This window comes from Nocardioides sp. F233, from assembly GCF_057813895.1.
Map to the genome: position 1 here is coordinate 34,505 of NZ_JBVASH010000007.1, position 14,658 is coordinate 49,162.

The 14,658-nt window shown below is 72.4% G+C and carries 13 protein-coding genes; 11 read left to right on the forward strand and 2 right to left on the reverse strand.

Annotation, left to right across the window (positions count from 1 at the left end; translation table 11 throughout):
• The first annotated feature begins 3 nt into the window (after positions 1–3).
• The 8 genes from alr to ACZYRU_RS22925 all read left to right on the forward strand — a co-directional run bounded on the left by alr (position 4) and on the right by ACZYRU_RS22925 (position 7,736).
• On the forward strand, positions 4–1,173 hold the full coding sequence (gene alr, locus ACZYRU_RS22890) for an alanine racemase (protein WP_488959407.1): 1,170 nt from the start codon (positions 4–6) through the stop codon (positions 1,171–1,173).
• A complete protein-coding gene (locus ACZYRU_RS22895; protein WP_488959408.1) occupies positions 1,170–2,270 on the forward strand; it encodes an alpha/beta fold hydrolase in 1,101 nt (366 codons plus the stop codon). The genes alr and ACZYRU_RS22895 overlap by 4 nt, the downstream gene beginning before the upstream one ends.
• Positions 2,267–3,193, forward strand: a complete 927-nt coding sequence (gene tsaE / locus ACZYRU_RS22900) for a tRNA (adenosine(37)-N6)-threonylcarbamoyltransferase complex ATPase subunit type 1 TsaE (RefSeq protein ID WP_488959409.1) — start codon at positions 2,267–2,269, stop codon at positions 3,191–3,193. Before ACZYRU_RS22895 ends, tsaE begins: the two co-directional genes overlap by 4 nt.
• Positions 3,194–3,345: 152 nt before the next feature.
• The gene (locus ACZYRU_RS22905) at positions 3,346–4,509 is read left to right on the forward strand and encodes a glycoside hydrolase family 16 protein (protein ID WP_488959410.1); all 1,164 of its coding nucleotides are present in this window, start codon (positions 3,346–3,348) and stop codon (positions 4,507–4,509) included.
• Between the two features lie 40 nt (positions 4,510–4,549).
• On the forward strand, positions 4,550–5,173 hold the full coding sequence (gene tsaB / locus ACZYRU_RS22910) for a tRNA (adenosine(37)-N6)-threonylcarbamoyltransferase complex dimerization subunit type 1 TsaB (protein ID WP_488959411.1): 624 nt from the start codon (positions 4,550–4,552) through the stop codon (positions 5,171–5,173).
• Entirely contained in the window at positions 5,170–5,619 is a 450-nt protein-coding gene (gene rimI, locus ACZYRU_RS22915) for a ribosomal protein S18-alanine N-acetyltransferase (protein WP_488959412.1), read from the forward strand. Before tsaB ends, rimI begins: the two co-directional genes overlap by 4 nt.
• Positions 5,620–5,788: 169 nt before the next feature.
• Complete coding sequence (gene tsaD, locus ACZYRU_RS22920) at positions 5,789–6,853, forward strand: tRNA (adenosine(37)-N6)-threonylcarbamoyltransferase complex transferase subunit TsaD (protein WP_488959413.1); 1,065 nt, start codon at positions 5,789–5,791, stop codon at positions 6,851–6,853.
• A 4-nt stretch (positions 6,854–6,857) separates the two neighbouring features.
• On the forward strand, positions 6,858–7,736 hold the full coding sequence (locus tag ACZYRU_RS22925) for an oxygenase MpaB family protein (RefSeq protein WP_488959414.1): 879 nt from the start codon (positions 6,858–6,860) through the stop codon (positions 7,734–7,736).
• 6 nt (positions 7,737–7,742) lie between these two features.
• Here the strand turns inward: ACZYRU_RS22925 and ACZYRU_RS22930 are convergent, their stop codons facing one another.
• On the reverse strand, positions 7,743–8,918 hold the full coding sequence (locus ACZYRU_RS22930) for a class I SAM-dependent methyltransferase (RefSeq protein WP_488959415.1): 1,176 nt from the start codon (positions 8,916–8,918) through the stop codon (positions 7,743–7,745).
• A gap of 12 nt (positions 8,919–8,930) precedes the next feature.
• Entirely contained in the window at positions 8,931–11,060 is a 2,130-nt protein-coding gene (locus ACZYRU_RS22935; RefSeq protein ID WP_488959416.1) for an MMPL family transporter, read from the reverse strand.
• Positions 11,061–11,258: 198 nt separating this feature from the next.
• Between ACZYRU_RS22935 and groES the strand changes: the two genes are divergently transcribed.
• The 3 genes from groES (at position 11,259) to ACZYRU_RS22950 (ending at position 14,412) form a co-directional block, all read left to right on the forward strand.
• The gene (gene groES, locus ACZYRU_RS22940) at positions 11,259–11,552 is read left to right on the forward strand and encodes a co-chaperone GroES (RefSeq protein ID WP_141801214.1); all 294 of its coding nucleotides are present in this window, start codon (positions 11,259–11,261) and stop codon (positions 11,550–11,552) included.
• An 81-nt stretch (positions 11,553–11,633) separates the two neighbouring features.
• A complete protein-coding gene (gene groL, locus ACZYRU_RS22945; RefSeq protein WP_488959417.1) occupies positions 11,634–13,259 on the forward strand; it encodes a chaperonin GroEL in 1,626 nt (541 codons plus the stop codon).
• An 88-nt stretch (positions 13,260–13,347) separates the two neighbouring features.
• Positions 13,348–14,412 carry a hypothetical protein gene (locus ACZYRU_RS22950; protein WP_488959418.1) on the forward strand — a complete coding sequence of 355 codons (1,065 nt, stop codon included), beginning with the start codon at positions 13,348–13,350 and terminating at the stop codon, positions 14,410–14,412.
• The last annotated feature ends 246 nt before the right edge of the window (positions 14,413–14,658 follow it).

Here is a 14,658-nt window from a genome sequence, read left to right on the forward strand (position 1 = left end):
CCCATGGAGCGCCCGCCCCTCGGCCCGGCCGGGATCGTCGTCGACCTGGCGGCGGTCCGGGCCAACGCGCGGTTGCTGCGCGCCACGGCCGGCGTACCCCTGATCGCAGTCGTGAAGGCCGACGCCTACGGGCACGGCATGGTCGCCTGCGCCCGGGCCGCGCAGCAGGGCGGCGCGGAGTGGCTGGCGACGGCGACCGTCGAGGAGGCGCTCGCCCTGCGGGCTGCCGGCCTCGAGGGACCGGTGCTGTGCTGGATCAACGGGCCCGACAGCGACCTCGCCGCGGCCGCCGGGGCCGGCATCGACCTCACCGCCCACAGCGTCGCCGACCTCGACGCCATGGCCGCCGCCTTCGCCGGTCGCACCACGCCGGCGCGGGTCCAGCTCAAGGTCGACACCGGCCTGTCCCGCAACGGCGCGCCGCGCGCGGCCTGGGCCGACGTGTTCGCCCGCGCCCGGGCCGGTGAGGAGGCCGGCGCCTGGCGGATCACCGGGGTCTGGTCGCACTTCGCGTGCTCCGACGAGCCCGGCCACCCCGCCAACGACCGCCAGGAGCAGGCCTTCGGCGACGCGCTGGCGCTCGCCATCGATCACGGACTGCGCCCCGAGCTGCGCCACCTCGCCAACTCCGCCGCCGCCATCCTGCGACCCTCGTCCCGCTTCGACGCGGTCCGCTGCGGCATCGCGGTCTACGGCCTCGACCCGGCGCCGGGGGAGGCGACCGACATCGGGCTGGTCCCGGCGATGACCGTCACCGCGCCTCTGCTCTCGGTCAAGGACCTCGTCCCCGGCGACGCCGTCTCCTACGGCCAGCGCTGGGTCGCCGAGCAGCCGACCACGGTCGGCCTGGTCCCGGTCGGGTACGGCGAGGGCATCCCGCGCAACGCCGGTCGGCCCGACGCCCCGGACCAGGCCGCGAGCGTCGGCATCGACGGCAAGGTGCGACCGATCCGCGGCACGGTCTGCATGGACCAGGTGGTCGTCGACCTCGGGGGAGACCGCCCGCAGCTCGGCAGCGAGGTCCTCGTGTTCGGCCCACCGGGCGCCGGGGGACCGACCGCGCAGGACTGGGCCGTGGCTTGCGGCACCATCAACTACGAGATCGTCACCAGGATCGGGGGCCGGATGTCCCGCAGGTACGTGGATTCCGAGGCCGACGGGGTGCGGGGATGAGCCGCCGCGGACGGCTGGTCGGGTCGCTCGCCGGCGCCCTCGGCGTCGCCGCAGGGACGGCGGCCGTCGGCATCGTGCGCCAGCAGCGGGCGATCAGCCGCCGGGCGGGCGAGGACATCCCGTTCGGGTCGCTGCGCTCGACGCCGGTGACCGTGGTCGCCGACGACGGCCTGCCGCTCCACGTCGAGGTCGACGAGGTCGAGCCGGTCGCGCCGTCGGGTGGGGCGGTCGAGCGACTGCTGCGCCGTACCAAGGACGAGACGCCTCCGGTCACCGTGGTCTTCGTGCACGGCTTCTGCCTCAACCTCGACTGCTGGCACTTCCAGCGGGCGGCGTACCGCGGCCTGGTCCGCACCGTCTACTACGACCAGCGCTCCCACGGCCGCTCCGGCAGCTCCGACCGTGCCCACTCCAACATCGACCAGCTCGGCCGCGACCTGCACCGGGTGCTCGACGAGGTCGTCCCCGAGGGCCCCGTCGTGCTCGTCGGGCACTCGATGGGCGGGATGTCGATCGTCGCGTTCGCCGAGCAGTTCCCCGAGCTGATCGGCACCCGCGTGGTCGGGGTCGGCCTGATCTCCACGACCGCCGGGGGCCTCGACCCGAGCCGGATCCTGCTGCCCATGCTGCCCGCCCGCCTGGCCGGTCCGCTGACGGGCAGTGCCGTCCGGACCCTGCACCTCGGCCACCGCGCGATCGACGCGCTGCGCCGCGCCGGCAGCGCTGTCGCGACCGTGGCCACCGACCGGTTCGCGTTCGGCAGCGACGTGCCGAGCGGGTACGTCGAGTTCGTCGACGAGATGCTGGCCGCCACCCCGTTCGAGGTGGTCGCCGACTTCTTCCCGCACTTCGCCGGCCTCGACAAGTTCGACTTCGTCGAGGTGCTCGGCCGCGTGCCGACCTCGGTCATCTGCGGCACCGACGACCGGCTGACGTCGATCGGTCATGCCCGCAAGCTGCAGTCGCGGATCCCGGGGTCCCGGCTGCTCGAGTGCGAGGGCGCGGGCCACATGGTCACCATGGAGCGCCACGAGCTGGTCAACGCCGAGCTCGACCAGCTGATCACCGCCGCGTCCGCGAGGGCAGCGACCCGATGACGCTGGAGACGAGGCGCGTCGGTCCCGAGGCCGCCGCGGAGGTGCTGGCCGTGGTGAAGGCCGCGTTCGCGGACCGCCCGGTCCTCGACCCGCCGGCCGACGCCCTGGCCGAGACCGAGGACTCCATCGCCGCGATGCTCACCCCGAGCGGCGGGCTGCTGACGCTCGACGACGGACGCCCGGTCGGCGCCCTGGTCCTCGACCCGGTCGACGACGACGTCTACCTGCGCCGCGTCAGCGTCGACCCGGCCGCCCAGGGCCACGGCCTCGCCCACGGCCTGGTCCGCGCCGCGCTGCTCGACATCGCCCGCGCCGGTGCCCGTCGGGTGCGGCTGCTGGCCCGCCAGGAGCTGCCGCGCACGATCGGGTTCTGGCGTGAGCTGGGCTTCGTCGAGACCGGCCGCCACGCGCCGTACGTCCAGATGGCGCGGCCTGCGCCCGTGGTGGTCGACGTGCCGGGCGCCGACGACATGCGCGAGCTCGGACGCCGGATCGCGGCGTACCTCACCGGCGGCGACGTGCTCGTCCTCAGCGGCGAGCTCGGCGCCGGGAAGACCACCTTCACCCAGGGACTCGGCGAGGGGCTCGGCGTGCGGGGCGGCATCACCTCGCCGACCTTCGTCATCTCCCGGGTGCACCCCTCGCTCGGCGACGGTCCCGAGCTGGTCCACGTCGACGCCTACCGCCTCGGCGGCCAGGCCGAGCTCGACGACCTCGACCTCGACACCGACCTCGACGAGGCGGTCACGGTCGTGGAGTGGGGGACCGGGGTCGCCGAGGGACTGGCCGACGCCCGGCTCGAGGTGCGGATCACCCGCGCCACCGGGGCGACCGCCACCGACCTCGAGGCCGACCCGCGTGTCGTCGAGCTCGACGGCATCGGCACCCGGTGGCTCGACGTCGACCTCCGACCGCTCGGCTGACCGGACCCGGGACTTCGTCCTTTACCTCCGGGGACCCCCGCCCGGGACCGATGGCCCATTGAGGGCAGCGGAGTCGGGCCGCGCACCCGATCCGTCGACCCCTCCCTGATTCCTACGGTGATGACCGAGGGAGATCTTGGGGGGAACGAACGATGCGTTGTGTACGAATGCTCCTGGTCGCCGTGCTGGTGGTCGCCACGATCGGACTGGTCGAGGGCCCGGCCTCAGCCGGCGAGGCCCGGCCGGCGCTGGATCGGGTCACGTCGCGAGCAGGCCAGCAGGCCGTCGTGTTCAAGGGTCGCGCCAAGCCGCGCCAGGTGGTCAGGCTGCAGGCCCGCGGACCGTCGTACTGGACCACCGTCGGCAAGGACCGCGCCTCGCACAAGGGCGCCTTCCGGATCTCCGTCCCCTATCCCGACCAGCCGCGCACCTACCGGGTCGTGGCCGGCGGCAAGGTCAGCGGGACCCGCAAGGTCGTCCCGGCCGCGACGTCCCCGCTCAAGGCGATCAAGCCGAAGCCGCCCGCACCGAGCGACACCTGCGGCGTCCGGCCCGAGCGGGCCGAGGGCGGCTACTACTCCTGCACCTTCCGCGACGACTTCGACGGCACCACGCTGGACCGCAGCAAGTGGATGGTCCAGGAGACCCGGATCAGCGGCATGTACGGCGGCAGCCAGGGCTGCTACGTCGACAACGACCGCACCGTCGGCGTCTCCTCCGGCCTGCTCCGGCTGACCTCGACGATCCTGCCCGAGCAGTTCCTCTGCAAGAGCCCGTACGGCTCGTGGATGACCAACGCCGAGGTGTCCACCGTCGCCACCCGGTCGATGTTCACCCAGGCCTACGGCCGCTTCGAGGCGCGGATCAAGATGCCGGCCGAGGCCGGCATCGCCGGTTCGCACTCCGCGTTCTGGCTCTACCCGCAGGACCAGGCCTACGGCCGCTGGCCCGCCTCGGGCGAGGTCGACATCGCGGAGTGGTTCTCCGGCCTGCCCGCCAACGTCTACCCGTCGGTGCACTACGCCGGCGAGAACACCGCCCTCAGCTCCGGCTACAGCTGCACGATGCCGACCTCGTCGACGGCCTTCCACGACTACGCGGTCGAGTGGACGCCGAGCGTCATGCGGTTCTACTACGACGGCACCCTGTGCTACTCGCACTCCTGGACGCCGACCGGGATGACCGCACCGCAGCCGTTCGACAAGCCGTTCTACGTCGTCCTCACCCAGGTCTGGGGCCTGGGCTGGAACACCCGCGCCGCGGGCATGCCCGACACGTCCACGCTGCTCGTCGACTGGGTCAAGGCCTGGGAGTAGGTGGCGCAGTGGGCAGGGCCCGGGGCGGTAGCCTCGGAGAGTGCTGCTCGCCTTCGACACCGCCTCCTCGACGGTCACCGTCGCGCTCCACGACGGGACCGACGTCGTCGCCGCGGCGACCTCCGACCAGGGCATGAAGCACGGTGAGCAGCTCGCCCCGCTCATCGAGCAGGCGCTGGCCCGGGCCGGTGCGAAGCCGGCCGACCTGACCGGCATCGCCGTCGGCGTCGGTCCCGGCCCGTTCACCGGGCTCCGGGTCGGACTGGTCACCGCCCGCACCATGGCCCACGTGCTCGACGTACCCGTCCACGGGGTGTGCTCGCTCGACGCGCTCGCCCTCGAGGCCGTCGAGACCGGCGCCGTCACCGGCGCGTTCGTCGTCGCCTCGGACGCCCGGCGCAAGGAGGTCTACCTCGCGTCGTACGACGCCCGCGGGACCCGCCTCGACGAGCCGGTCGTCGACAAGCCGGCCGTGCTCGCCACGACCGGCCCGGTGGTCGGGGAGGGCGCCCGGCTCTACCCCGACGCGTTCCCCGACGCCCGCGGTCCCGAGCGGCCCGACGCCGCCTGGCTGGCCCGCGGCGTGGTCGCCGGCCGGTTCACGGTCCTCGGCTCGGAACCGCTCTACCTCCGGCGTCCCGACGCGGTGGCGTCCGCACGATGAGCACCACGACCCGCCCCGCAGTCGCCGCCGACGTCGCGGCGATCGTCGCGCTCGAGGCCGACAGCTTCCCCCTCGACCCCTGGTCGGAGAACCTGGTCGGCGAGGGCGTCGGCGGCTCGCTGCCGACCGTCACCTATGTGGTCGCCGAGGACGACGGCGGGTTCGCCGGCTACGCGGTCGTCAGCGTGGTCGACGCCGACGCCGAGCTGCAGCGGATCGCGGTCCCCGAGGAGCTGCGTCGTACCGGCGTCGCCACGGCACTGCTCGCCGCCGTCCGTGCCGCTGCGGCCGACGGCGGCGCCGAGCGGCTGCTGCTCGAGGTCCGCGAGGACAACCTCGCGGCGCTGCTGTTCTACGAGCGGCACGGGTTCACCGAGCTCGGCCGCCGCCCGCGCTACTACCGCGACGGCACCGACGCACTGGTGCTGAGCGCTCGAGTTCCTTGAGTGCTTGCCGTGCTCCGGGTGCGTGCATGGCAAGGCGCCGGAGCGAAGGCATACCGGGTTGTCTACCGAGCGACGGCAACGCAGCCAGGTGCGTGCCCGGAGTGCGGCACGTGCCAAGGAACCTCGGGCGCTCAGCACCTGTCCTGAGCTCACCCGTCACAATGGTCCCGTGACGACCCACGACGAACCCCTGGTCCTCGGCATCGAGACCTCGTGCGACGAGACCGGTGTCGGCATCGTCCGGGGCCACACCCTGCTCGCCGACGCCGTCGCGAGCAGCGTCGAGGAGCACGCCCGGTTCGGGGGTGTCGTACCCGAGGTCGCCAGCCGGGCCCACCTCGAGGCGATGGTCCCGACCATCCAGCGTGCCTGCGACACCGCGGGCGTGGCGCTGTCCGACGTCGACGCGATCGCGGTGACCCACGGCCCCGGCCTCGCCGGCGCGCTGCTCGTGGGCGTCGCGTCCGCCAAGGCCCTCGCGCTCTCCCTCGGCAAGCCGATCTACGGTGTCAACCACCTCGCGGCCCACGTCGCCGTCGACCAGCTCGAGCACGGCCCGTTGCCCGAGCCGTGCCTCGCGCTGCTCGTGTCCGGCGGCCACTCCAGCCTGCTCAAGGTCACCGACATCACCGGGTACGACGGCGGCGTGGACCCGATGGGCGCCACCATCGACGATGCGGCCGGCGAGGCCTTCGACAAGGTCGCGCGGCTGCTCGGCCTGCCGTTCCCCGGTGGCCCCCACATCGACAGGGCGGCCCGCGAGGGCAACCAGGTCGCCATCGACTTCCCGCGCGGCCTCAGCACCCGCCGCGACCTGGAGCGGCACCGCTTCGACTTCTCCTTCTCCGGCCTCAAGACCGCCGTCGCCCGCTGGGTCGAGGCCCGCGAGCGCTCGGGCGAGCCGGTGCCGGTCGCCGACGTCGCGGCCTCCTTCCAGGAGGCCGTGTGCGACGTGCTGGTCCGCAAGGCCCTCGACGCCGCCAGCTCCGAGGGCATCGAGGACCTGATGATCGGTGGTGGCGTCGCCGCCAACTCCCGGCTCCGCGCGCTCGCCGAGGAGCGGGCGACCAAGCTCGGCATCCGGGTCCGCGTCCCGCGTCCCGGTCTGTGCACCGACAACGGCGCCATGGTCGCGGCCCTCGGCTCGACCATGGTCGCCCGCGGCCGCACCCCCTCGACCCTCGACCTGCCGGCCGACTCGAGCCTGCCGGTCACCGACGTCCTGGCGGGCTGATCCGGTGGCGCCGGAGGCGGGCTACTTCCCCGAGGGCTCGATGCTCCGCCACGTCCAGTCCCACCGAGCGGTCGGGCAGACCTACGGCCAGCGGGCGCTGATCATCGGCGCCACCCACCCGGTGCCGTACGTCGGCACCTCCCAGACCACCCTCGCCAAGCAACGCCCGTTCGAGCGGCTCGCCCGCACCGCGCTCGCCTTCGAGACCGTCTTCTTCGCGCCCCGGGCCGAGGCCGACCGGCTCCTGGCCGCGGTGCACGGACTGCACCAGCGCGTCCGGGGCGAGCTGGACCGCGACGAGGGGGAGTTCGCCCGAGGGACGCCGTACGACGCCTTCGACCCGGAGCTGATGCTCTGGACCATGGCGATGCTCGCGGACTCCTCGCGGGTCGCCTTCGAGACGCTGGTGCGGCCGCTGACACCGGGGGAGAAGGACGACCTGTGGGCTGACTGGGTCCGCTTCGGAGAACTGTTCGGGATGCCCCGGTCGGTGGCGCCACCCACCGCGGCGGCGTTCGAGCAGTGGATGCGCGACTGGTACGCCTCCGGCCGGATGCACCTGACCGACGAGGCCCGGGTGGTCGGCCTCGCGATCGCCCGCGACATGCCGGTGCCGTGGCCGATGACGCCCGGCATCAAGGCCACCAACCTCGTCGTGCAGGGGATGCTGCCGCCGCCGGTGCGCGACCTCTACGGCCTGCGCTGGACGCCCGCCCACGCGCTCGCGTGGCGCGCCGTGACCGCCGGGGTGCGGGGCTCGCGGCACGTCGTACCGGACCGGGTGCGGCTCGGCGACAACCGCGACCTGCACCGGCTGGTCATCCGCAGCGAGCGGGCCGTGGTCGCCCGGGGCCGGCGGACCATGGACCTGCCGGCGGCCTGAGCGTCGTCAGAACGGCTCGACGAGCAGCGCGGTCCCCTCACCGGAGACACGGGTCAGCACGATGGTCGCCTCGCCGTCGCCGCTCAGGGCCAGCCGCTTGCGCAGCGCCTCGGGGGAGACGTCGACGCCGCGCTTCTTGATGGTCAGCCGGCCGATGCCACGCTCGCGCAACGCCGCCTTGAGCTGCTTCTCCCGGTAGGGCAGCGTCTCGAGGACCCGGTAGCTGCGGGCGAACGGCGTACGGAACGGCTGGTCGGCCGTCACGTAGGCGATCATCGGGTCGACCAGGCCACCGTCGACGCCGGCCGCCACGGCCGTGACCAGGCCCGCCCGGATCACCGCGCCGTCGGGCTCGTAGAGGTAGCCACCGACCGCGCGCACCCCGACGGTGCCCGGGCCCGGGTCCTCCTCGTCGGTGATCGTCGCCAGGCCGCCCGCGCCGATCACGGTCGCGCGGCGAGCGACGGTCGCCGTACGGCCGGCCCACAGCGCGGCCTCCTTGACCTCGCCGTCGTCGCTGACCCACTCCGCCTCGACGCCCTCGGGCACCAGCGCGTGCGGGATGCCGGGGGCGACCTTGACGCAGGCGTCGCGGCGCAGCAGTCCCTCCACCCAGGTCCACGGCGGGGTCCAGTCCTCGACCCGGAAGCTGCGTCCCGCTCCTGAGCGCCGCGCCGGGTCGGCGAAGGCGAGGTCGAAGCCGCTGTGGTCGACGGTCGTGGCGTCGACGACCTGGACCGCCCCGGGCAGCCCGAGCGCGGCCAGGTTGGCCTCCGCGACCGCCACCCGCACCGGGTCCAGGTCGACCCCCGCGCACACGATCCCCGCCGACGCCGCGGCGATCAGGTCGCCGCCGATCCCGCAGCCCAGGTCCACCAGGGTCTGTGCCCCGAACGCCGATGCCCGCCCGGCCCGGTGCCGTGCGACCCGCAGCCGGGTCGCCTGCTCCAGGGCGTCGGGCGTGAAGTACATCCGCGCCGCCAGGTCACCGAACTTCGCGACCGCACGTCCGCGCAGCTCCACCTGGGTCAGTGCCGTCGCGGCCCGCTCCGGCGTCGTCGTACGACGCAGCGCGGAGCCGGCCGCCAGGGCAGCGGCGCCGTCGGCGACCAGGGTGGTGGCCTCGGCGAGCAGCGCCTGCCCCTCGTCGGTCAGCAGCCACCGGAAGTCGTCGAGATCCACCCCCCGATCCTGTCAGGTCGCGGAGACGAGCTCCTTCTCCGGCTCCTCGTCCCGCTTCTCGTCGCCGTGCCCGGGCCACCACGCGGCGTGCCCGATGAGCGCGGTGAGAGCCGGCGTGAAGAACATCGCCATCACGAAGGCGGCCACGCAGATGCCGAACGCGATCGCGAAGCCCATCGACGTCATGAACGAGTTGCCGGCCAGCATCAGCGAGGCGAAGGTGCCGGCGAGGATCAGGCCGGCCGCCGCGATCGTCGGACCACCGTGGTGGATCGCCTTCGCTGCTGCCTCGCGTGGCGTCAGGCCCTCGCGGGCCTCCTCGCGCAACCGGGCCACCATCAAGATGTTGTAGTCGGTGCCGAGTGCGACCACGAACAGGTAGATGTAGATCGGCAGGATGAAGATCAGGCCGTCCGCGCCGCCGATGAACTGGAACACGATCGTCGTCGCGCCGAGGGTCGCCGCGAAGCCGAGGCCGACCGAGACCATGAGGTACCACGGCGCGACGAGCGAGCGGAGCAACAGCGCGAGGATGACCAGGATGATCACCGCCGCGACCGGGAAGACCACCTTGTAGTCGCGGTTCATCGCGGCCTGGAAGTCGACGAAGATGGCGGTCAGACCGCCGACGTACGTCGACGTGCCGGCCGGGGCCGCCTTCTCCGCGGCCGGGCGCAGGCCCTCCCGCACGTCCGTCAGCGCGTCGTCGGAGGACGGGTCGTGCTCGAGCGTGGTCATGAAGATCGCGGTCTTGCCGTCGGGCGCCGGGATCGGGTCCGCGACGTCGCTGACGCCCTCGGCCTTGGCCAGCGCCTCCTTGAACGCCGGGAAGGTCGCAGGGTCGAGCGCGGCGTCGGAGTGGAGCACGACCGGAGCCGGCTGCGTCGCACCGGCGGAGAAGCCACCCTTCTCGAGGGTCTCGGAGGCCTTGGCGGACTCGATGTTCTTCGCCGAGCTGGACGAGCCGATGTCGAAGGTCGGGGTGAAGCTGAGCGCGAAGATCGCGAGGACCAGCAGGGCGCCGCCGGAGGCCAGGGCGAAGCGGACGGGGTTGCGACCGACCGCGTTGCCGATCTTCTCGAACCGGGCGCCCTTGGACGCGATCCGCCACTTCTTCGACGGCCAGAAGAACGCGCGCCCGACGACGGTGGCGAAGGCCGGGATCAGGGTGAGAGCCGCGACGACGGACACGGCGACCGCGATCGCGAGCGACGGTCCGATCGAGCGGAACATGCCGAGCGTCGAGAGGAGCAGGGCCATGAACGCCGCCACCACGGCGCCGCCTGCGGAGGCGATCGCCTCGCCGGCCCGCTCGATCGCGTGGGCGACGGCTGCGCGGTGCTCCTCGCCCTCGCGGAGACGCTCGCGGTAGCGGAAGACGAAGAACAGCACGTAGTCGGTGCCGACGCCGAACAGCACCACGATCAGGATGACCGTCGTCGACGGGTCCTTCTGGAGGCCGAACACCTTGGCGGCGATGTCGATGAGGCCGTTGGCCATCGGGGTCATGAACGCGATCACGGCCACCAGGGGCAGCAGGGTGATCAGCACGCTGCGGAAGATGATGCTGAGCAGCAGCACGATGAGGACCACGGTCGCGAGCCCGACGATCGCCTCGGCGTTGCCGCTGGACTCCACCTGGTCGTAGCTCTGCGGCAGGGAGCCGGTGGTCTGCGCTCGCAGGCCGGTGCCGTCGGTGGCCTTCTTCAGCTCGTCGCGCAGGTCCTTGACCTGGTCGAGCTCCTTCGGGTCCTGGCCGGTCACGCCCTCGGCGAGCGCCAGGTTGGAGATCGCGACCTCGCTCGTGGGCGACACCAGCGGCTCACCGGCCGAGGTGAATACCTTCGGCAGCTCGAGGCCCTGCATGATCTCGCCGATCTTCGTGACGTCGGCCGCGGCGAGCTTCGCACCGTCGGTGCGGTCGAAGACCACCGTCGCGCCGGAGTCGGTCTGGTCGGGGAAGGCGTCGGCCATCAACGTGGCGGCCTTGATCGAGTCGTAGGAGTCGGGGAGGAAGTCCGCCTGGTCCGTGGTCGCCTCCACCTTGGGGTGGAACATCACGACGAGGACCGTCGCGACCAACCACGCGGCGATGACGTACCAGGGACGACGGGACACGAGACGGCCGAGGGCACCGAACATGTCAGGAACGCTATCGGCGGGCAGGGGGCCCTGGTCAACCGACTTTGGTAGGTCCTCGCCAGCACTTGCCGCAGGGGGCCTCTGGCACTCCCTTGCGGAGAGTGCTAGTTTCGTTTCTGGCACTCTCGCCGCGAGTGTGCCAGCGCAGGTCACCTGCAGGACACACCCAGACAGTCTTAGAAAGTGGAGGTCGACATCGTGTCGGTCAACATCAAGCCGCTCGAGGACCGGATCGTCGTCAAGCCCCTCGAGGCCGAGCAGACCACCGCCTCGGGTCTGGTCATCCCCGACACGGCCAAGGAGAAGCCCCAGGAGGGCGAGGTCCTGGCCATCGGCCCCGGCCGCATCGACGACAACGGCAACCGCGTCCCGCTCGACGTCGCTGTGGGCGACAAGGTCATCTACAGCAAGTACGGCGGCACCGAGGTCAAGTACGCCGGCGCCGAGTACCTCATCCTCTCGGCCCGCGACGTCCTCGCGGTCATCGCCTGAGCTGAGTCTCGTACCGCCCGGGACGTCCGCATCCGTGCGTGACGTCCCGGGCGTTCGGCTTTCCACCCAAGGAGTGAAGTAGTGCCCAAGATCCTGGAGTTCGACGAGCACGCCCGGCGCGCGCTCGAGCGGGGCGTCGACGCCCTCGCCAACACGGTCAAGGTGACCCTCGGCCCGAAGGGCCGCTACGTCGTGCTCGACAAGAAGTGGGGCGCCCCGACCATCACCAACGACGGCGTGACCGTCGCACGTGAGGTCGAGCTGGACGACCCGTTCGAGAACCTCGGTGCCCAGCTCACCAAGGAGGTCGCGACCAAGACCAACGACGTTGCCGGTGACGGTACGACGACCGCCACCGTCCTCGCCCAGGCGCTGGTCCACGAGGGCCTGCGCGCCGTCGCGGCAGGCGTGAACCCGATGGGTCTCAAGCGCGGCATGGACGCCGCCGCCGCCGCCGTGGGCGACGCCCTGCGCAGCGCCGCCCGCGACGTCGACGACGAGAAGGACATCGCCTCCGTGGCGACTGTCTCCTCGCGCGACAGCCACATCGGCGACCTGCTCGCCGAGGCGTTCGGCAAGGTCGGCAAGGACGGTGTCATCACCGTCGAGGAGTCCAACACCCCCTCGACCGAGCTCGAGTTCACCGAGGGCATGCAGTTCGACAAGGGCTACATCTCGGCGTACTTCGTCACCGACGCGGAGCGCCAGGAGGCGGTCCTCGACGACCCGTACATCCTCATCCACCAGGGCAAGATCAGCGCGATCGCCGACCTGCTGCCGCTGCTGGAGAAGGTCATCCAGGCCGGCAAGCCGCTCTTCATCCTCTCCGAGGACGTCGAGGGCGAGGCGCTGTCGACGCTGGTCGTCAACAAGATCCGCGGCACCTTCAACGCCGTCGCCGTGAAGGCCCCGGCCTTCGGTGACCGCCGCAAGGCCATGCTGCAGGACATCGCGGTCCTCACCGGCGGTCAGGTCATCTCGCCCGAGGTCGGCCTCAAGCTCGACCAGGTCGGTCTCGACGTGCTGGGCCAGGCCCGCCGCGTCGTGGTCACCAAGGACAACACCACGATCATCGACGGCGCCGGTGACGCCGCCGAGGTCAACGGTCGCATCGAGCAGATCAAGAAGGAGATCGAGGCGTCCGACTCCGACTGGGACACCGAGAAGCTCCAGGAGCGGCTGGCCAAGCTCGCCGGCGGCGTCGTGGTGATCAAGGTCGGTGCCCACACCGAGGTCGAGCTCAAGGAGAAGAAGCACCGGATCGAGGACGCCGTCTCCGCGACGCGCGCCGCGATCGAGGAGGGCATCGTCCCCGGTGGTGGCTCCGCGCTGATCCACGCCGTGTCGGTGCTCGACGACGACCTCGGCCTGACCGGCGACGAGGCGTTCGGCGTCCGGATCGTCCGCAAGGCCGCCGACGAGCCGCTGCGCTGGATCGCCGAGAACGGCGGCGAGAACGGCTACGTCATCATCAACAAGGTCCGCGAGCTCGGCGTCGGCAACGGCTACAACGCCGCCACCGGCGAGTACGGCGACCTCCTGGCGCAGGGTGTCATCGACCCGGTCAAGGTGACCCGTTCGGCTCTGGCCAACGCGGTCTCCGTCGCGGGCATGCTGCTGACGACCGAGGTGCTGGTCGTCGACAAGCCTGAGGACGAGGAGCCCGAAGCGGCCGGTCACGGCCACGGGCACGGTCACGGCCACTGAGCCTCGCTCGAACGTGTCGGCCCGCCGCACCTCCGGGTGCGGCGGGCTGCTGCGTTTTCCGCCACCACGACGGGGGAGGCTGGGCGGCGTGCGCCCCCTCCTCGTCCCCCTGCTGGCCGGCATCACCGCCGCCGTCCTGACCGGATGCTCGTCCGGGCCCGACGACGTCGACCGCGCCGAGGTGCTGGAGAGCGGTGACGTCCGCCCGGTCGGCAGCGCTCTCGACCTCGACGGGGTGCCGGTCCACACGCCGGCAGGCATCCTCGACCTCGCTGTCTCCGAGGTCGGCGAGCGCTACGACGACGACACCCCCGACCTCGACGTCGACGATCTCGCCGCCGGCCCCGGCAGCACCCTCGTCGAGGTCGCCTGGGAGCTGGAGTTCGTGGCGGCGTACCCCCAGGAGGTCAAGGGGATCCTCGACACCCGCACCAACCAGGACTACATGGACAGCTGGGACACCGGGCTCGTCGAGCTGGCCGTCACCGCCGGCGATCAGCGGACCGGGCTGCCGACGCCCGAGCTCAGCGGCCGGGTCATCGTCGCGGTCCCCGCCGGCGCGGAGCCCGCGGTCGAGGTGGGCTACGACGGCCTCGTGCAGACCCTGTCGATCGCCGGCCACACCCTCGACGAGGGACGGGCCCGCGAGCTGCGCCAGCTCGCCGTCCAACCGGGCACGGGCCAGACCTACGGCGACGTGGGCTGGCTCGACGGTCCCTACTGCGAGGCCGGCACCGAGCGTGTCGACCGCGGCCTGGACCCCACGGCCTCCTGCCACACCAGTCTCGCCGTCGTGACGCCGTACGTCGTCGGCCGGGGCTGGGCGCCCGACGGCCGGTCGTTCGTGGTGGTCGACCTCGACACCACGGTGCGGGAGCCGCACTGGGTCGAGGGTGACCTGTCCGCCGCCTACGAGGTGACCAGCGAGGCCTGGACGGCCACCCTCGGCGGCGCCGAACCGGTGGGGACCAGCAGGTCGGAGTACGGCGGCCGCCGGCTCGTCTTCCTCGCCGACACCGCGCAGGCGCAGCGCCCCGGGCTCCGGGTGACCGCCGACCTGCAGCTGGCCCGCAGGAGCGGCTCGATCGGGCCCGCCACGACGTCGTACCACCTCGACGAGATGCTCCGCCTGCTCACCTTCCCCGCCACCTGACCCGGCCCGAAAGTGCTCTGAGATCGGGCCGACCCGGCACAAACTGGCTCCTTTCTTCCGCCGACCCGGCACAAAAGTGCTCCGAGATCGGGCCGACCCGGCGCGAGGTGCCGGCCGGTGTGGCCACTTTCTGCCGGGTCGACGCAAGAACGAGGCCACTTTCTGCCGGGTCGGGGAGATTTCGAGGCCACTTTCTGCCGGGTCGGGGAGATTTCGAGGCCACTTTCTGCCGGGTCGGCGATGCCT

Bases quoted from the DNA above. Each gene is read 5' to 3' on its own strand.
- alr (WP_488959407.1), top strand. From the start codon at position 4: ATGGAGCGCCCGCCCCTCGGCCCGGCCGGGATCGTCGTCGACCTGGCG.
- ACZYRU_RS22895 (WP_488959408.1), top strand. From the start codon at position 1,170: ATGAGCCGCCGCGGACGGCTGGTCGGGTCGCTCGCCGGCGCCCTCGGC.
- tsaE (WP_488959409.1), top strand. From the start codon at position 2,267: ATGACGCTGGAGACGAGGCGCGTCGGTCCCGAGGCCGCCGCGGAGGTG.
- ACZYRU_RS22905 (WP_488959410.1), top strand. From the start codon at position 3,346: ATGCGTTGTGTACGAATGCTCCTGGTCGCCGTGCTGGTGGTCGCCACG.
- rimI (WP_488959412.1), top strand. From the start codon at position 5,170: ATGAGCACCACGACCCGCCCCGCAGTCGCCGCCGACGTCGCGGCGATC.
- ACZYRU_RS22935 (WP_488959416.1), bottom strand. From the start codon at position 11,060: ATGTTCGGTGCCCTCGGCCGTCTCGTGTCCCGTCGTCCCTGGTACGTC.